This is a genomic window from Xanthomonas campestris pv. badrii (assembly GCF_012848175.1).
Taxonomy (GTDB): Bacteria; Pseudomonadota; Gammaproteobacteria; order Xanthomonadales; family Xanthomonadaceae; genus Xanthomonas; species Xanthomonas campestris_C.
In genome coordinates this window covers 1,131,536-1,154,771 of the sequence record NZ_CP051651.1, presented here as the reverse complement: position 1 = coordinate 1,154,771, position 23,236 = coordinate 1,131,536, and the positions used below count along the sequence as shown (strand labels likewise).

11 protein-coding genes and 1 pseudogene are annotated in these 23,236 nt (G+C 66.1%); 8 read left to right on the top strand and 4 right to left on the bottom strand.

Annotated elements, in window-relative coordinates:
• Positions 1-5: 5 nt before the first annotated feature.
• Positions 6-1,511: a CoA-acylating methylmalonate-semialdehyde dehydrogenase gene (locus HG421_RS04950; RefSeq protein ID WP_169705467.1), complete on the bottom strand. Its 1,506-nt coding sequence runs from the start codon at positions 1,509-1,511 to the stop codon at positions 6-8.
• A 137-nt stretch (positions 1,512-1,648) separates the two neighbouring features.
• Between HG421_RS04950 and HG421_RS04945 the strand changes: the two genes are divergently transcribed.
• The 4 genes from HG421_RS04945 (at position 1,649) to galA (ending at position 10,148) form a co-directional block, all read left to right on the top strand.
• On the top strand, positions 1,649-3,034 hold the full coding sequence (locus tag HG421_RS04945) for a helix-turn-helix domain-containing protein (protein WP_169705466.1): 1,386 nt from the start codon (positions 1,649-1,651) through the stop codon (positions 3,032-3,034).
• Between the two features lie 357 nt (positions 3,035-3,391).
• Positions 3,392-6,085, top strand: coding sequence for a TonB-dependent receptor (locus HG421_RS04940; RefSeq protein WP_169705465.1), 2,694 nt, complete (start codon positions 3,392-3,394; stop codon positions 6,083-6,085).
• 296 nt (positions 6,086-6,381) lie between these two features.
• A complete protein-coding gene (locus HG421_RS04935) occupies positions 6,382-7,584 on the top strand; it encodes a glycoside hydrolase family 53 protein (RefSeq protein ID WP_169705464.1) in 1,203 nt (400 codons plus the stop codon).
• Positions 7,581-10,148, top strand: coding sequence for a beta-galactosidase GalA (gene galA / locus HG421_RS04930; RefSeq protein ID WP_169705463.1), 2,568 nt, complete (start codon positions 7,581-7,583; stop codon positions 10,146-10,148). Before HG421_RS04935 ends, galA begins: the two co-directional genes overlap by 4 nt.
• Positions 10,149-10,544: 396 nt before the next feature.
• Here galA and HG421_RS04925 read toward each other — a convergent pair whose 3' ends face one another.
• Both HG421_RS04925 and HG421_RS04920 read right to left on the bottom strand, forming a co-directional pair.
• Entirely contained in the window at positions 10,545-12,473 is a 1,929-nt protein-coding gene (locus HG421_RS04925; protein WP_169705462.1) for an alpha-L-fucosidase, read from the bottom strand.
• Between the two features lie 576 nt (positions 12,474-13,049).
• Positions 13,050-13,361, bottom strand: coding sequence for a hypothetical protein (locus tag HG421_RS04920; RefSeq protein WP_169705461.1), 312 nt, complete (start codon positions 13,359-13,361; stop codon positions 13,050-13,052).
• A 308-nt stretch (positions 13,362-13,669) separates the two neighbouring features.
• On the opposite strand from HG421_RS04920, the gene HG421_RS04915 reads away from it, so the two are divergent.
• The 4 genes and pseudogenes from HG421_RS04915 (at position 13,670) to katG (ending at position 22,161) form a co-directional block, all read left to right on the top strand.
• Positions 13,670-15,931: a methyl-accepting chemotaxis protein gene (locus tag HG421_RS04915; protein ID WP_169705460.1), complete on the top strand. Its 2,262-nt coding sequence runs from the start codon at positions 13,670-13,672 to the stop codon at positions 15,929-15,931.
• Between the two features lie 548 nt (positions 15,932-16,479).
• Positions 16,480-19,035, top strand: coding sequence for a DNA mismatch repair protein MutS (gene mutS / locus HG421_RS04910; RefSeq protein WP_429001912.1), 2,556 nt, complete (start codon positions 16,480-16,482; stop codon positions 19,033-19,035).
• 111 nt (positions 19,036-19,146) lie between these two features.
• A pseudogene (locus HG421_RS04905) lies at positions 19,147-19,569 on the top strand (DUF937 domain-containing protein); the annotation flags it as partial.
• 345 nt (positions 19,570-19,914) lie between these two features.
• Positions 19,915-22,161 carry a catalase/peroxidase HPI gene (katG, locus tag HG421_RS04900; protein WP_169705457.1) on the top strand — a complete coding sequence of 749 codons (2,247 nt, stop codon included), beginning with the start codon at positions 19,915-19,917 and terminating at the stop codon, positions 22,159-22,161.
• Between the two features lie 97 nt (positions 22,162-22,258).
• Here the strand turns inward: katG and HG421_RS04895 are convergent, their stop codons facing one another.
• Positions 22,259-22,666: an RNA-binding S4 domain-containing protein gene (locus HG421_RS04895; protein WP_169705456.1), complete on the bottom strand. Its 408-nt coding sequence runs from the start codon at positions 22,664-22,666 to the stop codon at positions 22,259-22,261.
• Positions 22,667-23,236 lie beyond the last annotated feature (570 nt).

Genomic DNA, 23,236 nt, shown 5'->3' with positions numbered 1-23,236 from the left:
TCGGCTCATTTGAGGGAGATGGTGGTGTTGACGCCATGGCTCAGCGTCTGGTCGTCGAACCAGCGCGCGGTCACGGTCTTGGTCTGGGTGTAGAACATCACCACCTGCTTGCCGTACGGACCCAGGTCGCCGAGCTTGGAGGCGCGCGAGCCGGTGAAGGAAAACAGTGGCACCGGCACCGGGATCGGCACATTGATGCCGACCTGGCCCACGTCGATGTCTTCCTGGAAACGCCGCGCGGCCGCGCCGGACTGGGTGAACAGCGCGGTGCCATTGCCGTTGGGATTGGCATTGACCAACGCGATGGCCTCATCCAGCGTGGCGGCTTCGAGAATGACCAACACCGGCCCGAAGATTTCTTCGTCGTAGATGCGCATGCCGGGCTTGACGCCGGAAAAGATCGTCGGGCCGACGAAGTTGCCCTGCTCGAAACCCGGCACCTGCGGCGCGCGCCCGTCCAGTTCCAGCGTGGCGCCCTGCTCCACGCCTGAGGCGATCAAGGCTTCCACCCGCTCGCGCGCGGCGCAGGAAATCAGCGGGCCGACCTCGGTGCCCGGGGCGTTGCCGGCGCCGATTTTCAGGCTCTTGGCCTTGCTCACCAACTCCGGAATCCACGCGCGCGTTTCACCGACCAAGACCAGCGTGGAGGCGGCCATGCAGCGCTGGCCGGCAGCACCGAATGCGGCACCGACCATCGCATTGAGCGTCTGCTCGCGGTTGGCGTCCGGCAGCACCACGGCGTGGTTCTTGGCGCCCATCATGCATTGCACGCGTTTGCCGGCCAGCGATGCGCGGCGATAGACGTGCGTGCCCACCTTGGTGGAACCCACGAACGACAGCGCCTTGATGTCGGGGTGATCGCACAGCGCATTGACCACGGCTTCGCCCCCGTGCACCACGTTGAGCACGCCCCTGGGGATACCCGCTTCCAGGGCAAGTTCCACCAGCCGCATGGTCACCATCGGGTCCTGCTCGGACGGCTTGAGCACGAAGGTGTTGCCGGTCGCAATGGCCATCGGGAACATCCACAGCGGAATCATCGCCGGGAAGTTGAACGGGGTGATGCCCGCACACACGCCCAGCGGCTGCAGCAGGCTGTAGGTATCCACGCCGGTGGCGACGTTGTTGGCCAGCTCGCCCAGCTGCAGGTTGCCGATGGCCGCGGCGTGCTCCACCACTTCCAGCCCGCGGAACACATCGCCCTCGGCATCGGCCAGGGTCTTGCCCTGCTCGGCACTGAGCAGCGCGGCCAGCTCGGGCAAGTGCTCGCGGATCAGCTGCTGGTATTTGAGAAAGATGCGTGCGCGGGTGCCGATCGGCGTCTTGCGCCAGCTGACGAAGGCACGGCTGGCAGCGGCGACGGCGGCATCGACTTCGGCCACAGTGGCAAACGGTACCTGCGCCAGCACGGACTGGTCGGCGGGGTTGACCACGTCCTGCCACTGCTCGCTGGCCGAGACCACCATTTCACCATCGATCAACAGGGACACGCGGGGGACGGAGTCGCTCATCACAGGGCTCGCTCGCAGGGGGGGATCGGGCCACGCCGGCCCAGTGCTTCGCATTGTTCGCACCCCACTCCGGCATTCCCAGCCATAGATCTGCTTAATCGCGCTAAGCTGCCTGCAACCTTTTGCGAAGTTTGCGAATGCCCCAGCCCCTTCCTCCCTTGCGACACCAGCTGGGCCTGCGCCTGCAGCGGCTGCGCCAGCGTCACGGCCTGACCCAGGCCGAGCTGGCGCGCCGGCTGGGCCTGTCGCCCAGCTATCTGAACCAGATCGAGCGCAACCAGCGGCCGCTGACCCTGGCGATCCAGCAGCGCCTCAAGGCCACGTTGGGCGAACTGGACGGCCTGCACGACCTGGACGACCCGGCCGCCCTGGTCGAGCCGCTGGACGATGCGTTGCGCAGCCTGGGCCATACCTTGTCGCCGCCCGAACTGCGTGCACTCACCGGCAACCTGCCGCAGGTGGCGCAGGCCTTGCTGGACCTGCAGCGTGCCCATCAGCATCTGCTGGAGCGCACTGCCGCGCTGGAAGTACAGGTTGGCGTGGGGCATGCGGCGATGCCGTCGCTGTCGCCCGGCGAGCAGGTACGCGACTACTTCAACCGCGCGCACAACCATCTGCCCGAACTGGACGAGCGCGCCGAAGCGCTGCACGCCGAACTCGGCGCGACCACCGACAGCCTGCCGCTGCGGTTGCGCCAACGCCTGGCCGATCGCCACGGCCTGCTGGTGCAGGAATCGCCCGACCTGCACCATGACAAGCGGCATGTGGATGCGCAGGCACGCGTGCTGTGGCTGCCGGCGCATCTGCGCCCCGGCCAGCAGGCGTTCCAGCTGGCTGCGCAACTGGCCTTGCTGGAGTGTGCCCCGCTACTGGAGGCGCGCATCGCCGATGCCGGCTTCGCCGATGCCGAGCGCATCGCGCTGTCGCGGATCGGCCTGTCGAATTATTTCGCCGGCGCGCTGGTGATGCCGTACAGCGATTTCCTGCACAGCGCGCAGGCCTCGCGCTACGACATCGAATGGCTGGCGGATCGTTTCGGAGTGGGTTTCGAAGCGGTCTGCCATCGCCTGAGCACCCTGCAGCGGCGCGGTGCGGCGGGCTTGCCGATCTTCTTCATGCGGGTGGACCGCGCCGGCAATGTCTCCAAGCGCCACTCGGCCACCGACTTCCATTTCTCGCATGTCGGCGGCGCCTGCCCGCTGTGGATCGTGTACGAAGCCTTCAACCAGCCCGACCGCATCCTCACCCAGATCGCGCGCATGCCCGACGGGCGGCGCTATTTCTGGCTGGCGCGCCAGGTCAGCAGCGGGCCGCCGGGCTACGGCCGCCCGCGCAAGACCTTCGCGTTGGCAATGGGCTGCGACCTGCGCCATGCCCACCAACTGGTCTACGCGCGCGGCTGGGATCTGGGCGCGGTGGACGATGCGGTGCCGATCGGGCCCGGCTGCCTGACCTGCGAACGCAGCGACTGCGTCCAGCGCGCATTTCCTGCCCTGCCCCGGCTTCCGGCCAGTGCGCGCTGATGGTGAGACCAGGGCGCACGGCCGCGACATGGAGCAACCTTTGATCGCCGCTGGCACCCCCATGGCGGAGCGTGACGAAGCAGACGCTAGCGCCGCACTGCAGCATTCCAAGCCGAGATAGCTCCCGCAAAATGCTTTATTGGAATGGAATGACTCGCGCTTCTACCCTGAAGCGGACACATGCAGGCCAGGGGGACGCCAACGCGCTCGTCGAGCGTCTCGGCGCCACGCAAATACACCGCAACACGCATGACCGCCTCACGCCACGCCCGCCCGTTCGCGCCTCGCACGCCGGCGCCGGCAGGCCGACGCAGCCAACCATCTTATTCGGTCAATTGTCCTGGGAGGGATCAACCGATGCCTGTTCACCACACCGGCCGCTCGGCCAGCCGGCCTGCGCGCCGCACGCCGGTCCGCGACGTTCTCTGCACCACCATCGCCTGCGCCCTGGCCACCGCCTTCAGCGCGCACGCGCAGGACACCGCGCCCGCCGCGCCGCCGGCCAACGACACCAGCAGCGCCGCCAGCAATGGCCAACCGCCGGTGACGTTGGACAACATCACCGTGATCGGCCAGCGCGCCAGCCTGAATCAGGCGGTGCAGGCCAAGCAGATGTCCGATCACGTCGTGGAAGTGATCTCTGCCGACAACATGGGCCAGATGCCCAACGTCACCGTGGCCGAGGCGCTGGTGCGCCTGCCCGGCGTCAACGGCACCCGCGACCGCGGCAACGAGAGCCTGGCCACCGTGCGCGGCCTGGGCCCGCGCATGACCATGGGCACCGTCAACGGCCGCGAAATCGCTTCCTCCGAGCCCAATCGCGCGGTGCGCTGGGAAGTGTTTCCCACCGAGATCGTCTCCACCGTCAAGGTCTACAAGACCCAGTCGGCCGACCTGGTGGCCGGTGGTCTGGCCGCCACAGTGGACATCTCCACCATCAGCCCGCTCGATTACACCGGGCCGGGATTCGTCGGCACTGCCGGCCCGGTGTTCTACGACCACGCCAAGGACGTGGACGGCTACAGCCCGTGGGGCAGCCGGTTTGGCGCCAGCTGGGTGCACAAGCTCAACGACAACCTGGCGGTGGCGTTCGGCGCCACGTACCAGAAGCAGAAGAATGCCAGCTCCTCGATCGGCAGCTGGGGCTATACCGATGCCACCACCTCGCGCGACGTCAACGGCGATGGCACCGTGGACCCGACCCCGTGGGGCGCGGCCGACCAGCTCAAACTGATCGACCAGACCCGCACCGGCGCGATGGGCACCGTGCAATGGCGCTCGGGCAATTTCGAGTTGAAATTCGATGGCCTGTATTCGCGCATCGAGATCGATGAAGACCAACTGCAGAACTGGTTCAACGGCCTGGCCTTCAGCACCTTTTCCGGCGCGACCAATCCGTACACCACGCCGGGCTCGTCCTACACCATCGTCGATGGCGATGTGGTGGCCGGCATCCTGGCCAACTCCAACCTGCAGGTCGACCATGTGGTCAGCCACTACAACGAGGTCAAGACGCTCACCGCCGGCGGCTTGAATGCCAGGTGGAACGGCGATGTGTGGACGCTGGGCAGCGACCTGTCGTTCTCGCAGGCCAAGCGCGACAACACCTGGCAGGCGGTGCGCTTCGGCAGCAATCCGGACACGGTGTCGTTCGACTTCCGCCGCAGCGTCACGCCCACCATCAGCACCAGTTCGGACACGCCCGAATACGGCATCGCCGGCCAGACCGAACCGCAGGCATTGCGCGACAGGATCGCCGCGCTGGCGCTCGATGCCAGCCGCTCGGTCGATGCCGGCCCGTTCACCTCGCTGGAAGTCGGTGCACGCGCCGCACGCCGCGAAAAACAGAACCGCCACTTCATCGGCAACCAATCCGGCTACGACCAACCGATCTCGGCGTACCAGGATCTGATCTACCCGGTCGGCATGCCGGACTTGAACGTGCCCACGCTGACCGGCGGCAACCTGGCCGAGATCGCACGCATCGGCTTTGGCGGCTTCGAACCCGCTGCGCTCAACGAGCAGATGCTGGACCACTGGAACGTCAAGGAAGATGTGCGCGAAGCCTTTGCCAAGGCGGTGTTCAGCTCGCAGCTGTTCGGCACCGATGTCACCGGCAACGTCGGCGTGCGCCTGGTCAACACCAAGACCAGCAGCAACGGCTTCGACTCGGTCGGCGGCACCGTGCAGCCCAGCAGCGACAGCAAGGACTACACCGACGTGCTGCCCAGCGCCACGCTCAACTTCCTGATCGACGATCAACGCATCCTGCGCTTTGCGGTGGCCAAGGTCATCGCACGCCCACCGCTGGACGAACTGCGCACCGGCCGTCGCCTGGACGACCCCACCGTCACCGTCGGCCAGCTGACCGGCAGCGGCGGCAACCCGCAGCTGGACCCGTTCAAGGCCACCCAGGTCGATGTCTCCTACGAGTGGTACTTCCACACCGAAGCGCTCGCCGCACTGGCCGTCTATCGCAAGGAAGTGGATTCGAGCATCGGCTACCGCACCGATCGCGAAATCATCAACGGCCTGGATTACCTGGTCAGCGCACCCTTCAATGGAGGCGGCGGCCATATCAACGGTGTCGAACTCACCTTCCAGACGCCGTTCTATTTCATCCCGCACCTGGAAAACTTCGGCGTCTACTCCAACTATTCGCTGGTGGATTCCAACCTCAAGGAATTCTCGCCGGAAGACAATCCGTTGCCGCTGAGCGGCCTGGCCCGCAAGACCGGCACCTTCGACCTGTGGTACAGCAACGGCACCTTCGAAGCGCGCGTGGGCTACAAGTACCACAGCCCCTACACGGTGGTGTACGGCTGGAATGCCGCGCGGCTGGCACGCCTGCAGAGCGAAGGCACGGTGGATCTGAGCCTGAACTGGCAGTACAGCAAGCAGCTGGGCTTCCGCTTCCAGGCCGGCAATCTCACCAACGAACCGCTGCGCGCCTACACCGACAACAAGCCCAATCGCCTGGCCAATCAGGACGATGGTGGTTACCAGCTGTTCGGGCGCCGCTACCAGCTGGAAGCGACCTACCGGTTCTAAGCATGGCGGCGAACGCATGACGCGCAGGCGCCGGCAATGCTTGGACGGCATGCAGGACCCGGCAGGTATCTGCCGGGTCCGTGCAGGCCGCCATACACCTGGTGCCTGCATCGTCGCGTTCGATAACCACCCCACGCACGTCTCCGGCGCCTGCTGCGCCGGTCAGCAGGTGAATGACGTCCAGAGGCGGAAACAAACTGCAACCCTGGTTGCGATTCCGCGCACCGCCTGCGCTGCACGGCGGCCACATGCAGCATGCTGTCGGCCGCTCCATGGTTGATCTGTCGAGGAATTACATGCGCACTACACGCCGTCTCTGGATGCCAACGCTGCTGGCGTTGGCGCTGTCTGCCTCCGCACACGCCGCCCAGCCCCCTGCCACGCTGTATCTCGGTGCAGACCTGTCCTACGTCAACGAGATGGAGGAATGCGGCGTGCAATATCGCGAGAACGGCGTGGTCAGCGATCCGTTCGAACTTTTCCACGCACATGGCGCCAACCTGGTGCGCGTGCGCCTGTGGAACGATGCACGCTGGACCAAATACAGCGACCTGTCCGACGTCAAGAAAACCATTGCGCGTGCACGTGCGCAAGGCATGCAGGTGCTGCTGGACCTGCACTATTCCGACGATTGGGCCGATGGCGAAAAACAGCTGATTCCCAAGGCCTGGGCCAGTATCACCGATACCGACGAGCTGGCGCGCACGCTTTACGGCTTCACCTACGACACGCTCAGCGCGCTCGACCGCGCCGGGCTGATGCCCGAGCTGGTGCAGGTGGGCAACGAGAGCAATTCCGACCTGATGGACAGCCGGCCCTGGGACAAGAAGCGCCCCATCGACTGGCAGCGCAACGCCCAGCTGTTCAACGCCGGCATCAAGGCGGTGCGCGACATCAGCGCGCGCTCGACGATCAAGCCGCGGGTGATGCTGCATATCGCCCAGCCAGAAAATGTTGAGCCCTGGTTCGCCGCCGCCACCAAGGCCGGCGTCACCGATTTCGACCTGATCGGCATCAGCTACTACCGCAAGTGGTCCACCCAATCGATGGCGCAGCTGGGCAAGACCATCGAGCGCCTGCGCGGCCGCTACGACGCCGACGTGGTGGTGGTGGAAACCGCGTACCCGTGGACGCTGGCATCCGGCGACACCTCGCACAACCTGCTTGGCGAAGACTCGCTGATTGCCGGCTACCCGGCCACACCGCAAGGCCAGTCCCAGTACATGATCGATCTCACCCAGCTGGTGATCGACACTGGCGGTGCCGGCGTGGTGTATTGGGAACCGGCCTGGACCAGCAGCAGTTGCAAGACGCGCTGGGGCACCGGCTCGTCGTGGGAAAACGCCAGCTTCTTCGATTTCCAGCACGGCAACGAGGTGCTGCCGGCGATCGACTTCATGCAGCACCGTTACACCGGCGCACCGCCCTCGTACACGCCCGCAGCGCACACGCCTGCATCGGCAACACCGGCAGACGTCAGCACGAGGACACGGCCATGACCGGCATCAATCGCCGCGAGTTGCTGCGCGGCATGCTTGCAAGCGGCGTGAGCGCGGCACTCCCGGTTGGCACCACTGCCGCCCTGGTGCCCGGCATTGCCGCCGCCGCACCGGCAGCAGCCCAAAACGCCGCGCCGGTTGGACCATTGGGTGATGCAACGCTGGCGCCACGCGAGCGCCTGTTATTCGATTTCGGCTGGCGCTTTCATCTGGGCCACGCCAGCGATGCCTCGCGCGATTTCGACTTCGGCACCTTCCAGCGCACCTTTGCCAAGGCTGGCAAGGACACCGCCACCGCCGCGCAGGCAGGCTTCGACGACAGCGGCTGGCAGCAGGTGGATCTGCCGCACGACTGGGCCGTGACCCTGCCGTTCCGGCAGGAGCCGATCTCGGCCACGATGACCGAGGAAGACCCGGCCGCCGCGCATGGCTACAAGGCACTGGGGACCAGCTTTCCTGAAAACAGCGTGGGCTGGTATCGGCGCACGATGCAGATTCCGGCCAGCGACCTGGGCAAGCGCATCTGCCTGGTCTTCGACGGTGTGTTCCGCGATTGCATCGTGTTCTGCAATGGCCACATCGTCGGCCGCAATGCCAGCGGCTATTGCGGCTTCGAGGTCGACCTCAGCGAAGTGCTCGACTACGGCAAGCCCAATGTCATCGCCGTGCGCGTGGATGCCACCCTGGGCGAAGGCTGGTTCTACGAGGGCGCCGGCATCTATCGCCACCTGTGGCTGCAAAAGACCGACCCACTGCATGTGCCGCAGGACGGCGTGGTCGTGCGCAGCAGCATCGACTCCGGCAACGTCACCGCGCAGGTCTCCACCGAAGTGCGCAACGACGGCGCCGCGCCGCGTCAGTGCATCGTGCAGACGCGCATCACCGCGCCCGACGGTCGCGTGGTTGCGCAATCGGCCAGCGCGGCCATCACGCTGGCGCCGGGGCAGCTGCAGCAGATCGAGCAGACCCTGCCACTGGGCCAGGCGATGCTGTGGTCGATCGACACCCCGCAGCTCTACAGCGCCACCACCAGCGTCCACAGCGACGGCCGCGCCACCGATGCGGTGGTGAACCGGTTCGGCGTACGCAGCATCGCCTTCGACGCACAGCGCGGCTTCCTGTTGAACGGCACCCCGCTCAAGTTGCACGGCACCAACAACCACCAGGACCATGCCGGCGTAGGCACCGCCATCCCGGACGCCCTGCACGAATGGCGCCTGCGCCAGCTCAAGTCGATGGGTTGCAACGCCTATCGCAGCTCGCACAATCCGGCCACGCCAGAATTGCTCGCCTTGTGCGACCGGCTTGGCATGTTCGTCATCGAAGAAACCCGGCGCATGTCCACCGACACGGAGGCGATGGGCGAGCTGGAAACCATGGTGCGACGCGGGCGCAATCATCCCAGCGTCATCCTGTGGTCGCTGGGCAACGAAGAGCCGCAGCAGGTCACCGAGCGCGGCGCGCGCATCGTGTCGCGCATGCAGCAGCGCGTGCACCAGCTCGACCCCACCCGCCCCACCACCTTTGCCATGGACAAGGGCTTTGGCGATGGCGTCGGCCAGGTGGTGGACGTGGTCGGTTTCAATTACCGCACCAGCCAGATGGATGGCTTCCACGCGCAATACCCCGACATTCCGATCTACGGCAGCGAAACCGGCAGCACCGTGTCGGTACGCGGCAACTACCAACGCGACGACGCACGCGGCTATACGCGCGCCTACGACCTGGACCACCCCTGGTGGGCCAGCACCGCCGAAGCGTGGTGGAGCTATGTCGCCCAACGCCCCTATATCGCCGGCGGCTTCATCTGGACCGGCTTCGACTACCGCGGCGAACCCACCCCGTACAACCGTTGGCCCAATGTGGCCTCGCAATTCGGCGTGCTCGATAGCTGCGGCTTCCCCAAGGACAATTACTGGTACTACCGCGCGCAATGGACCAGCGAACCGGTGCTGCATCTGTTCCCGCACTGGAACTGGGATGGCCTGCTGCAGGCCGACGACAATGGCCACGTACAGGTCTGGTGCCACAGCAATCTCGACGCCGTGGAGCTGCTGGTCAACGGCGTCAGCCAGGGTCTGCAGCAGGTACCCGCTTACGGCCACGTCGAATGGCGCGTGGCGTATTCCCCGGGCGCGATCGAAGCACGCGGCTATCGCGGCGGCACGCTGGTGCTGAGCCAGCGCCGCGAAACCGCAGGCAAGCCGGCCGCGATCCGCCTGAGCTGCGATCGCGCTGCATTGCGCGCCGATGCGGAAGACGTGGCCGTGGTGAAAGTGGAAATCGTCGACGCGCAAGGCCGCTTGGTGCCGAACGCCGACAACCAGGTGCAATTGGCCGTGCGCGGCCCCGCGCGCCTGATCGGCGTGGGCAACGGCGACCCCAGCAGCCACGAGAACGACAAGGCGCCGCAACGCAAGGCGTTCAACGGACTATGCGCTGCCTTGCTGCAGACCACGCGCGCGAGCGGCACGCTGGTACTGGAAGCGACCGCGCCAGCACTTGCTCCTGTGCGGCTGGCGCTGACGAGCGTGCGAACCAAGGCGCGGCCTTTCGTCGGCTGACCCTGACAGTTGCTCTCGCAGCTGGCGGCGCCGTGCGACGCTTGGCCGGCGCGCACGTCCGGCAGTTACAGACAATCTTCACCGAGAAGGTCGATTGGACGCGGGCGTGGGGCCGCCTCCAACAACGTCCGATCAGTTGGCCGGCGAATTCCAGTCCTCCAAAGAGACTGGAATGCATTCCGAACGTTCCGCCAATCCAAGGCAGGATCAGCAACCGGTGCCGGTTAAGTCCCACCCATTCTGCGGTCTGAGCGATGGCGACACACTCTTGGGTGAAGCCATCAACGCTCAACCGCCGCTGTGCATCTTCACCGCCTTGCATGCATATCAACCCCGCGCAACTGCGTCGTCCCAGCCATCCCCACACGGCGCAAAGCCGCGTGGGATCGCAAGCACTCACCGCAACCGCGAGAAGGCACCAATCCCGGCGATCGATAGCCGCGCGGCAGGCACTGCCGTTTCGGCGAATGACAGGCGCAAGTAGCGCAATTGGCGGACCTCAGGGAAATTCAGACGCTGGGTCGCGAGCGCATAGGCAATATTGGACAGTTCGCCGGCACCGGCCTGCTGCCAGTGTTGACCATCCTTGCTGGTTTCGGCGCGATAGCCCTTGGGCGGCGCCGCGCCGGTCATCACCGCACGCGAGGGCGTGAGGCTGAAGCCGGCGACATCGCGCAGCTCGCCAAGGTCGATGGTCACCTGCACGGGGTGGCCAGGCGTGGGAGCGGGCACAGTCCAGATCGTGCTGGCATCGTCGTCAAGCAATGCCTCCGATCCCGGCGCGCTGGCTTCCACGATACGCCAGCCTGCCGTTGACAACACATCCGGCGCGTTCGCCGTCGGCCGCGCAACCGGCACCGGCGCAACGGCGCGAAACAGCGCGAATTCGCTGATTGCCGGGCACACCGGCGCCTCGAGCACGACCAGGCGCACCCGGCGCGCGGCGATCGGGCGATCGAGCCGCAGGATGCGCTGCGCACCGATGCACTGCGCCTCGGCCAGCCGCCGCCATTGCCCATCGACTTCGGCCTCGACCGCAAAGCGGGTGACCCGAACGCCCAGCGGCAGGTATTCGCGCAGCCGGATCAGATCGAAGCTGTGCACCGCCGACAGTTCCAACGTCAGCGTGGGCGTGGTGGCCTCATCCGGCGTGGACCAGTAGCTGTCCGGCTGACGGTCGAGCACGCGCGCTGGCTCGAACCCTGCGCCGCGCGATGCGCTCGCGCTGGCCTTGGCGCCCCGGGCCAGATCGATGGCGAAGCTGGCGCGGATGGCATCGCCGAAACTCTGCAGCACCGCCACGTCGTGGTCGGGAATGCGCCCGCGCCGGTCGGGCGGAAGATTGAGATTCATGTTGGTACCGCGCGCCACCGAGGTGTCGAAATAGCGCACCAGGTTTTCCGGGCTACGTACCTTGCCGTCTTCATCGGCATGGTAGAACCAGCCCGGGCGGATCGAGGTGTTGGTTTCGGCAGGCCACCATAGCGCGCCCCCGCGCACGCCGGAATTGCCGTTTTCCTGGGTATACGGAGCATTTGGCATGGTCGGCCAGCTCGGATCGCCGGCGATGCCGTCTTCGTTGCCGCCCCAGCGGATATCGGCGCCGAGCGGGTCGAAGGTGCAGGCCATTGGTTGGTGCTGGTGCACCAGCTCGATCATCCGCGGCCAGTTGTAGTACGCCGGCGCATCGATCTTGCGCGATTCGCGCGCGCCACCGTAATAGCCGTCACCGCCATTGGCACCGTCGAACCAGAACTCGAACAGGTCGCCGTAGCCCGTGCAGAGCTCGACGATCTGTTTGCGGAAATAGTCGATATAGCCGGGGCGGCCATACTCGGCGTGGTTGCGATCCCAGGGCGAGAGGTAAAGACCGAACGCCAGGCCAGCGCGTCGGCACGCTGCTGCCATTTCACCGACGATGTCGCCCTTGCCATTCTTGTAGGGCGAGTTGCGGATGCAATGCTCGGTCAGGCGTGTCGGCCAGAGACAGAATCCATCGTGATGCTTGGCGGTGAAGATCAGCCCTTTCAGATTGCCGGCCTTGGCGGCGGCGACGATTTGATCGGCAGAAAAATCGCTGGGATCGAACTTGCGCGGATCCTCGTCGCCGTAGCCCCATTCCTTGTCGGTGAAGGTGTTCATCGCAAAATGCACGAAAGCGTATTGCTCCCACCGATGCCACCTCAGCTGTCGCTTGCTGGGGACCGCGCCCCACGGGGCCGGGCCATTCGGACGCGGCGCGGCGGTAACCCGAGTGGGATATGTACCGACACTTGCGGCGACGGCCGCGACACCTGTGGCAAGAAAGGTACGACGATCGATCATTAGCGCCTCCAACTGAGCACGAGTCCGGATCTTAGCGTTTCCAACCGCGCAAGGGGTCTGCCCCGCAGCCACCGGCGGGGATGCAAGGCGCCAGACGCTCGCTTGTGCGCTGTGGCCTTGCCCGAGCGACCTGCATGATGTCGCCGCCGGGACTCACCCACCATCGACGCGACGACAACAGGCGTGCACTCGGCGTTGCAGGCAATAGGTGGAGACAGAACATTTGCAGGACACTAGCTGGCGCTGCTGCAAGTGCATGCGCACACCAGCCAGCATCCGACGTCCCATGACGGACAGGCAGCTGGCGCGTCGACCTTGCCGATCGGTCTTGGCAATGGCAATGCAGCAGCGACAAAAGCCAAGAGGCGACAGCCACCGCGCCATCAATAGACGTTCAATGACGCTGCAAGCACTAACATTGCCAACGCGGTGGTGCCCCCAGCGCCCATTCCCGGCTGGCGTCTGCACTTCGCTACGCCAGACGGTCCCCTGTTCCCGCAGACTGCGACACGCTGACGACGGGCGACTTTTCTGCCGGACGCGCGGCAATGACTGTCCTGCCCGGCTTGCCCTCGATCAGCCTGAAGCATCGTCCGATGACGGATTCAAATCGCGTGGGAAATAACGGCGAAACTTCTCTTCCCACGCCTGGAATTGCTCCAGCGTATAGCCATCCATCGGCCGTTCCACCTGCGCGGTCGCCTTGTTCTGGGCCACGACGGCAATGCGTTGGGACGACAATTCATCCCACGCCTTTCTGAGCGCGGCGGGATCAGGGTGCGAGACGAGCATGGCCTCCAGCAGGGTGGCCTGCGCCACGCGCGCGGCCAGCAGATCGCTGAGCGCATCGGTGACGGCCTGCATCCATTCGTGGTTCTGGGTATCCATGCGTGCATGTCGAACGTCGGTGTGGGCGACGACTCTAGCGCGGCCACCGACACGATCATGTGCAATCACAGCTGAGCTCGCTACTGTCGCAGGCCGTCACGTCGGCAGTCTGCGGGCCGGCCTATAGCACCGCCAGTCAGGTGTTTGCCGACCTTTTTGACAACCGCGACGGGTACCTAAATCCGTTGGTTTGGCGGGATCAAGTTTCCAGATGGCGCGTCGTTATCCACGGTGCCGACCCGATCCTCATGCGAATCTCACGCGACTGGTCTGAGCGGCACCTTCCAACCTGGACCCGGGACTGTCGCATGACTGCCTTACTGCAACGCTATTCCGTCGGCCGCCGCCTAGGCGCGGCCTTCACCCTGTTGATTCTGCTGTCGGGTCTGCTGGTTGCCATCGGCTTGAGTTCGATGGACAACGCCAAGAAGCAGCTGGACTTCATCGTGCTGGACCGCATGGCCAAGATCCAGATAGGCAACGGCATGCTGGATGCCAACTCGTCGATCATGATCGCACTGGGCACCTACACCACTGCCACCAGTGCCGAGCTCGACAACCAAGCCATCGAAACGATCAAGACCCAGCGCCAGCGCTACAAGGAGCTGCGTGCGAAGCTCGACACGCTGTCCAGCTCCGCAGAAGGCCGCAAGATTCGCGCCGAGATGGACGCGCTGCGCACGGTCTCCGGCAAGATCAATGACGAGGTGATGTCGCTGGCCGCCGCCGCCGACAACACGCCCGCGCAGATCTTGCTCAGCGAAAAGGCCCGCCCTGCCAACGTCGCCTGGCAGGACAAGATCCGCGAGCTGGTGAGCCGGCAGGAGCATCAAAGCCAGCAGGCCTATGCGGACGCCCTGCAAGCGATGAGTCGCGCCAAGCTGCTGCTGCTGATCGGCGGGGTTACCGTGGTCACGATCAGCGGCCTGCTCGCCTGGCTGATCACCCGCAGCCTGACCCACCCGCTGGCCCGCGCCACCAAGGCAGCCGAAGCGATCGCCAACGGCCAGCTGGACAACCAGGTGCAGACCGATGCCCAGGACGAAACCGGCCGCCTGCTGCGCGCCATGAGCGGCATGCAGGCCCAGTTGCAGTCGCTGTTGCGCGCACAAGGCGAGATGGCCAAGCGGCACGATGACGGCCAGATCAGCTTCCGGATCGATGCCGATGCATTCCCCGGCGATTACGGTCGTATGGCCAGCGACACCAACAACCTGGTGGCTTCGCATATCGCAGTGAAGATGAAGCTGGCACAGATCATGGGCCGCTACGCGATCGGCGACCTCAGCCAAGACATGGACAAGCTGCCCGGCGAAAAGGCCGTGCTTACCGAAACCATGGCGCAGGTCAAACTCAACCTTGGCGCGATGAACACCGAGATCAAGCATCTGGCGCAGGCCGCCGCCAATGGCGACTTCAGCGCGCGTGGCGATGCCGATCGTTTCCAGTACGATTTCCACATCATGGTCGACAGCCTCAACCAGCTGATGGCCACTGCCGACGGCAACCTGCAATCGTTGTCGACGCTGCTGCAGTCCATCGCGGCCGGCGATCTGACCGCGCGCATGAGCGGCGAGTTCAAGGGCGTGTTTGCACAGATGCGCGACGACGCCAACGCCACCGCTGTGCAGTTGGCCGAGATCGTCGGGCGCATCCAGCAGTCGGCAGTGTCGATCAATTCGGCTGCCAGCGAAATTGCCGCCGGCAATCAGGACCTGTCGCAGCGCACCGAGCAGCAAGCTGCCAACCTGGAAGAGACCGCGGCCTCGATGGAGGAGCTCACCTCCACCGTCAAGCAGAATGCCGAACATGCGCGCCAGGCCAATCAGCTGGCGATCGGTGCGGCCAGCGTCGCCTCGCAAGGTGGCGATATCGTCAGCAAGGTCGTGGGCACCATGACCGGCATCGAAGCCTCGTCCAAGAAGATCGCCGACATCATCAGCGTCATCGACGGCATCTCGTTCCAGACCAACATCCTGGCCTTGAACGCCGCGGTGGAAGCCGCGCGTGCCGGCGAACAAGGCCGTGGCTTTGCGGTGGTTGCCAGTGAAGTGCGCACCCTCGCCCAACGCTCCACCGCCGCGGCCAAGGAGATCAAGAGCCTGATCGACGATTCGGTCGAGCGCGTGACCGAAGGCTCTGCCCTGGTGCACACCGCAGGCACCACCATGGCCGACATCGTGGCCAGCGTGCAGCGCGTGACCGACATCATGGGCGAAATCTCCGCCGCTTCGCAGGAGCAGTCCGCCGGCATCGAGCAGGTCAACCTCACCGTCACCCAGATGGACGAGGCCACCCAGCAGAATGCCGCACTGGTGGAAGAAGCCACCGCCGCCGCCCGCTCGATGGAAGACCAGGCGGTGCAGCTCAGGCAGGCGGTGTCGATCTTCAAGATCGAAGCCGAACGCCCGGCCGCCATCCGCGCTGCCGCGCCCACCGTGTTGCAGCCCAAGAACACGCCGGTGGCCGCAGCCAAACGCGAGGTCGCCAAGGCCGCGGTCAAGCGCCCGGCCAGGCAGGCGACAGTGGCAAGCGTCGCAAGCAACAGTGCCGACTGGCAGGAGTTCTGAGCCGGCAGACGTTCCAGTGACAACTGCCCGGACGATTGCGCAATCGTCAGGTAGCCGCGGCGAGTATCGGGGGCGGGGTGAGATAGACCACGCACTCCTCGCAAACGGTTCGTGCGCACCTCCCGGCCGCCCGACTGCCATTCGGGGAATACGCCCACCGCTTTCAATAACGGATGGTTAGACCACGAGGCCGGCTACGCAAGTAGCCGGCCTTGCGCCGTCATGGCAGCAGCCCCGCCGGGGATACGACGTTGTATTCCAGATCCATTAGGGTCGTTGCCGCGCGACCAGCGCCCGCCAGCTCCGGCTCCTCGCATCCTCCGGATCGCGATCCCGGGCCGCTAGCCGTAAACTTGCACGCCCCCGGCCGATGCGGCCGCCTCGGCCGACGCACGTAGTCTTGCCCACCAGACCTCACGTGCAGCGCGCACTGCGCGCCATCATCCCCCGCCCCCCGGCGCCTAGTTTTCGGAACGACGTACTTGCAAACCCCCGACAGCAAAGACAAATCCAAGCCCAGCACAGGTGCTCCCGAGCACACCCCGCTGATGAAGCAGTTCTTCGCCGCCAAGTCGGACTACCCCGACCTGCTGCTGTTCTTCCGCATGGGCGATTTCTACGAGCTGTTCTATGACGATGCGCGCAAGGCAGCACGGCTGCTGGATATCACCCTGACCCAGCGTGGCAGTTCCGGTGGTGCACCGATCCCGATGGCTGGCGTGCCGGTGCATGCCTACGAAGGCTACCTGGCGCGGCTGGTGGCCTTGGGCGAGTCGGTGGCGATCTGCGAGCAGATCGGCGATCCGGCGCTGGCCAAGGGCCTGGTCGAGCGCAAGGTGGTACGCATCGTCACGCCCGGCACGGTCACCGACGAGGCGCTGCTGGACGAGCGCCGCGACACGCTGCTGATGGCGATCGCGCGCAGCAAGCAGGGCTACGGCCTGGCCTGGGCGGATCTGGCCGGCGGCCGGTTCCTGGTCAACGAGGTGGATAGCGTCGATGCGCTGGAAGCGGAGATCGCGCGCCTGGAGCCGGCCGAGCTGCTGGTGCCCGACGAAGACAACTGGCCGGACTTCCTGCGCGGGCGCATCGGCGTGCGACGCCGGCCGCCGTGGTTGTTCGATGCCGACAGCGGGCGGCGCCAGCTGCTGGCGTTCTTCAAGCTGCACGACCTGTCCGGCTTCGGCATCGACGACAAGCCCTGCGCCACCGCCGCGGCCGGGGCGCTGCTCGGCTATGTGGAGGAGACCCAGAAACAACGTCTGCCGCATCTGACCTCGATCGCGATGGAAGTGGCGAGCGAGGCGATCTCGATGAACGCGGCCACGCGTCGGCATCTGGAGCTGGACACACGCGTGGATGGCGACACCCGCAACACCTTGCTGGGCGTGCTGGACAGCACGGTCACGCCGATGGGTGGACGCTTGCTGCGCCGTTGGCTGCATCGCCCGCTGCGCATGCGCGATGTGCTCGTGCAACGCCATCACGCAGTGGCGAGCCTGATCGATTCCGGTGCCGATGCCGACGTGCGCGAGGCGTTCCGCGCGCTCGGCGATCTGGAACGCATCCTCACCCGCGTGGCGCTGCGCTCGGCGCGGCCGCGCGACTTCTCCACCCTGCGCGACGGCCTGGCGCTGCTGCCGAAGGTGCGCGCCATCCTGGCACCGCTGGATTCGCCGCGCCTGCAGACCTTGTTCGCCGAGCTCGGCGAGCACGATGCCACCGCGCACCTGCTGGTCGGCGCCGTGGCCGAACAACCACCGCTCAAGCTCAGCGATGGCGGTGTCATCGCATCGGGCTACGACGCCGAACTGGACGAGCTGCGCCGCCTGTCCACCAACGCCGATCAATTCCTGATCGACCTGGAACAACGCGAACGCGCCAGCAGCGGCATCGCCACGCTCAAGGTCGGCTACAACCGCGTGCATGGCTATTACATCGAAATCAGCAAGGGCCAGGCCGACAAGGCACCGCTGCATTACAGCCGCCGCCAGACCCTGACCAATGCCGAGCGCTACATCACCGAAGAACTCAAGAGCTTCGAAGACAAGGTGCTGTCGGCGCGCGAGCGCTCGCTGTCGCGCGAAAAACTGCTGTACGAGGGCCTGCTCGATGCGCTGGGCCACGAGCTGGAAGGCCTCAAGCGCTGCGCTGGCGCGCTGAGCGAACTGGACGTACTGGCCGCCTTCGCCGAGCGCGCGCAAGCGCTGGACTGGTCGCAGCCGGAACTGGACGACGCGCCCTGCCTGCGCATCGAACGCGGCCGCCACCCGGTGGTGGAAGCGGTGCGCGACCAACCCTTCGAACCCAACGATCTGGACCTGCACGCCGGCCGCCGCATGTTGGTGATCACCGGCCCGAACATGGGCGGCAAGTCGACCTATATGCGGCAGAACGCGTTGATCGTGCTGCTCGCGCATATCGGCAGCTTCGTGCCGGCCAGCCGCGCGGTCATCGGTCCGATCGATCGCATCCTCACCCGCATCGGTGCCGGCGACGACCTGGCGCGCGGGCAATCCACCTTCATGGTGGAAATGGCCGAAACCAGCTACATCCTGCATCACGCCACACCACAGTCGCTGGTGCTGATGGACGAGATCGGCCGCGGCACCTCGACCTACGACGGCCTTGCCTTGGCCGATGCCGTGGCGCGCCATCTGGCGCACAGCAATCGCTGCTACACGTTGTTTGCCACGCACTATTTCGAGCTCACCGCGCTGGCCGACGAATCGCATGCCGGCGGCGGCAGCGGCATCGCCAATGTGCACCTGGATGCGGTGGAACACGGCGAGCGCCTGGTGTTCATGCACGCGGTGAAGGATGGTCCGGCCAATCGCAGCTTCGGCCTGCAGGTCGCCGCACTGGCCGGCTTGCCCAAGGCCGCGGTGACCCAGGCACGCCGCCGGCTGGCCGAGCTCGAACAACGCGGCGGCGAAAGCCATAGCGCGCAGATGGCGCCGGCGGCACTGGATGCGCCGCAGCAGTTCGGGCTGTTTACCGCGCCCTCCTCCGCGGCGCAGGAAGCGCTGCAGGCACTGGACCCGGACGAGCTCACGCCCAAGCAGGCGCTGGAAGCGCTGTATCGGTTGAAGGCGTTGCTTTGAGGTGCCGGGATTGGGGAGTCGGGAGTTGGGATTCGTAAGAGCGGAGCTGCATGGCTGATGCTTGCTGCGCTTGCGGATGCATTGCGCTGCAGGAATCGGTGGCCGCAGAAGGGCGCACGGCAGCGCGACCATGCCGGCAGCCCCGACATCGGCAGCCTGGTCGGCTCGCTGTTGGGCGGTACCGCCAGCGGCGCGCAGGCCAACGGCGCCGGCATCGTCGGCCATCTGTTCGGCGCCAAGGCACCGCAGGCCGCCGCCGGCCTGGGCCAGGCCACCGGCCTGGAACCCGGCAAGGCCAGCCAATTGCTGCAACTGCTGGCCCCCATCGTGATGGCATACCTGGCCAGGCGTTTTGCCGGCGGCGATGCAGCGGCCGGCAGCCAGCTGGGGCCCGCACTGGCGCAGGAACAGCAGCACGTCACTCCCGGCGGTGCCGCCGGCCTGCTGGCCAGCGTGCTGGATCAGGACGGCGACGGACAACTGGGCCTGGGCGATGTCATGAAACTGGGTGGCAGCCTGTTCGGCAAACGCTGAGCGCTCTGCCGCCTTGGCACCCGCATGCTATCCATAGCGAAGCGCTATCGATACGTTTGAATCATTCAAATTCAATAAACGATCGGCGCTCTTTATGGTGTCCCCACGCTTCCAGAAGATGTGTCCGCTCGATGCAGCCCGTCCGTCCACTCCGATCAGCAACGTATTCCGGCCGCTGCTGCCACCCGCTAGCATGGGCAGCGCCCATGCGGCGCCATGCACGACCGGTGTTCGCTGTTTCATCGATGACCATGCCCTGAGCACTGCCCGCCACTTCGATCCCTCAGCACGTGCCGGCCGTTCGGCACGCCGCTTCCCAAGTGCCCACGCACACAGGTAAACGCCATGACAACCGAAGCAAAGTGCCCGTTCAATCACGCCGTCGTCGGGACCGGCACGACCAATCGCGACTGGTGGCCGAACCAGCTGCGCGTGGATCTGCTGAGCCAGCATTCGAACAAGTCCAATCCGCTGGGCGAGACCTTCAACTACGCCGAGGCGTTCAAGCGCATCGATCTGGCAGCCTTGAAGCAGGAATTGCGCGCACTGATGACCGATTCGCAGGACTGGTGGCCGGCCGACTTCGGCCACTACGGCCCGCTGTTCGTGCGCATGGCCTGGCATAGCGCCGGCACCTACCGCATCGGCGACGGGCGCGGCGGCGGCGGCCGTGGGCAGCAGCGTTTCGCCCCGCTCAACAGCTGGCCGGACAACGTCAGCCTGGACAAGGCGCGCCGCTTGTTGTGGCCGATCAAGCAGAAGTATGGCCAGGCGATCTCCTGGGCCGACCTGATGATCCTCACCGGCAATGTCGCGCTGGAATCGATGGGCTTCAAGACCTTCGGCTTCGCCGGCGGCCGCGAAGACACCTGGGAACCGGACCAGGATCTGTACTGGGGCCGCGAAACCAAGTGGCTGGGCGGCGACGAGCGCTATTCGCGCGGCTCGCCCGGCGTGGACGACGCGCACGGCGTGCTGGTCAAGGACGACGACAGCCAGGTGCCGCATACCCGCGATCTGGAAAACCCGCTGGCGGCCGTGCAGATGGGCCTGATCTACGTCAATCCGGAAGGCCCGGACGGCAACCCCGACCCGATCGCCTCCGCGCGCGATATCCGCGACACCTTCGCACGCATGGCGATGAACGACGAAGAGACCGTGGCGCTGATCGCCGGTGGCCACACCTTCGGCAAGACCCACGGCGCCGGCCCGGCCGACAACGTCGGCGCCGAGCCCGAAGCCGGCGAGCTGGAAAGCCAGGGCCTGGGCTGGCACAACCGCTACGGCAGCGGCAAGGGTGCCGACACCATCACCAGCGGCCTGGAAGTCACCTGGACCACCACGCCGGCGCAGTGGAGCAACGACTACTTCGACCATCTGTTCGGCTTCGAGTGGGAACTGAGCAAGAGCCCGGCCGGCGCGCACCAGTGGGTGGCCAAGAATGCCGACGCCATCATTCCCGATGCGCACGATGCATCCAAAAAGCATCGCCCGACCATGCTGACCACCGATCTGGCGCTGCGCTTCGACCCGGCGTATGAAGCCATTTCGCGTCGCTTCCATCAGCACCCGGACCAGTTTGCCGATGCCTTCGCGCGCGCCTGGTTCAAGCTCACCCACCGCGACATGGGCCCGCGCTCGCGCTATCTGGGCACCGAGGTACCGAGCGAAGAATTGCTGTGGCAGGACCCGGTGCCGGCGGTCGATCACGCCCTGGTCGACGCACAGGATGCCGCCGCGCTGAAGCAGACCATCCTGGCCTCGGGCCTCACCGTGGCGCAGCTGGTGTCCACTGCGTGGGCCTCGGCCTCCACCTTCCGTGGCTCGGACAAGCGTGGTGGCGCCAACGGCGCACGCATCCGCCTGGCGCCGCAGAAGGATTGGCAGGCCAACCAGCCCGAGCAGCTGGCCACCGTGCTGGCCACGCTGGAACGCATCCGGGCCGACTTCAACGCCGCGCAATCGGCCGGCAAGCAGATTTCGCTGGCCGACCTGATCGTGCTGGCCGGTAATGCGGCGGTGGAACATGCCGCGCAGGCCGCCGGCCACAGCCTCACCGTGCCATTCGCACCGGGCCGCACCGATGCCTCGCAGGAACAGACCGATGTCGAATCCTTCGCAGTGCTGGAACCGGTGGCCGATGGCTTCCGCAACTTCGCCAAGCGCCGCTACGCGGTGCCTGCAGAAGCGCTGCTGATCGACAAGGCACAGTTGCTGACACTGACCGCGCCGGAGCTGACGGTGCTGGTCGGCGGCCTGCGCGTGCTGGGGGCCAACGCCGATGGCTCCACGCATGGCGTGTTCACCAACCGCCCCGGTGTGCTGAGCAACGACTTCTTCGCCAACCTGCTGGATATGCGGACCGAGTGGAAGGCCACCTCCGACGCCAAGGAGCTATACGAGGGGCGCGACCGCAGCACCGGCGAGCAGCGCTGGACCGGCACGCGGGTGGATCTGGTGTTCGGCTCCAACTCCATCCTGCGCGCGGTGGCCGAGGTCTATGCCAGCAGCGATGCCCAGGAAAAGTTCGTGCACGACTTCGTCGCTGCCTGGACCAAGGTGATGCAGCTGGACCGTTTCGATCTGGGGTAAGCCGCTGGATCGTTCGGCGTAGGGCCGCACGGCCGTCGCGCTACAAACGCCCCGGACCACCGGGGCGTTTTGTTTGCGCTTGAGTGGGCAGCCAGGACTACAGCGCGTCGATATCGCCCAAGGCATTGATCAGGCGGCGCGCGCGCTTGTCCGGCTTGCCTTCCGGCGCCCGGTACCCGGTGCGGTCGGCAGCGCGTTGCAGCCGCCACTGCGCGCGCGCCTCGCGCGATGGTTCGCCCTCCACGTACAAGGCCTGCGCCACAGGCGCCGGCCCGCGGACGTCGCTGAGCCCGGCCACCGTGATCTCGAAGATTTCGCCGCCCCGGTCGATACGCAGGTGCTCGCCGCAGCGCAGGCTGCGCGAGGGTTTGGGACGCTGGCCGCCCACGTCCACCTTGCCGGTATCGACTGCATTCTTGGCCAGGCTGCGCGTTTTGAAAAAGCGCGCAGCCCATAGCCACACATCCAGCCTGACCGTCGTGCCCTGTTCCAGCTCCGGATTCATGCGCCTTGCTGTCTCGCTCTGTGTGCTAACCGATGTTTGGGCAGCGCTGCGGAACTCAAGCTGGACCGTCAACCTTGCGATGGTGATCGATTGCGTGGCCGATGGTCGGCGCGCCCCCCATCCGCCCTGCGGGCACCTTCCCCCGCGAGCGGGGGAAGGAAGCGTTGCGTGCGCCCATCGCCGATCGAACAAGCACCCGTCAGCCCCAACCCTTCTCCCGCCTGCGGGAGAAGGTGGCGCGCAGCGCCGGATGAGGGCCATCCCCTGCCCTGCAGCGCATCCCGAACAGCCAGCGCAACATCGCTGCGAGGCAGCCACCGCTGGTGTCAAACGTAGCGCGTGTCCCAACGAGACTTGCAGCGTCCCCCCATCCCCCCTTGCGGGCACCTTCCCCCGCAGGCGGGGGAAGGAAGCGTTGCGTGCGCCCATCGCCGATCGAACAAGCATCCGCCAGCCCCAACCCTTCTCCCGCCTGCGGGAGAAGGTGGCGCGCAGCGCCGGATGAGGGCCATCCCCTGCCCTGCAGCGCATCCCGAACAGCCAGCGCAACATCGCTGCGAAGGCAGCCAC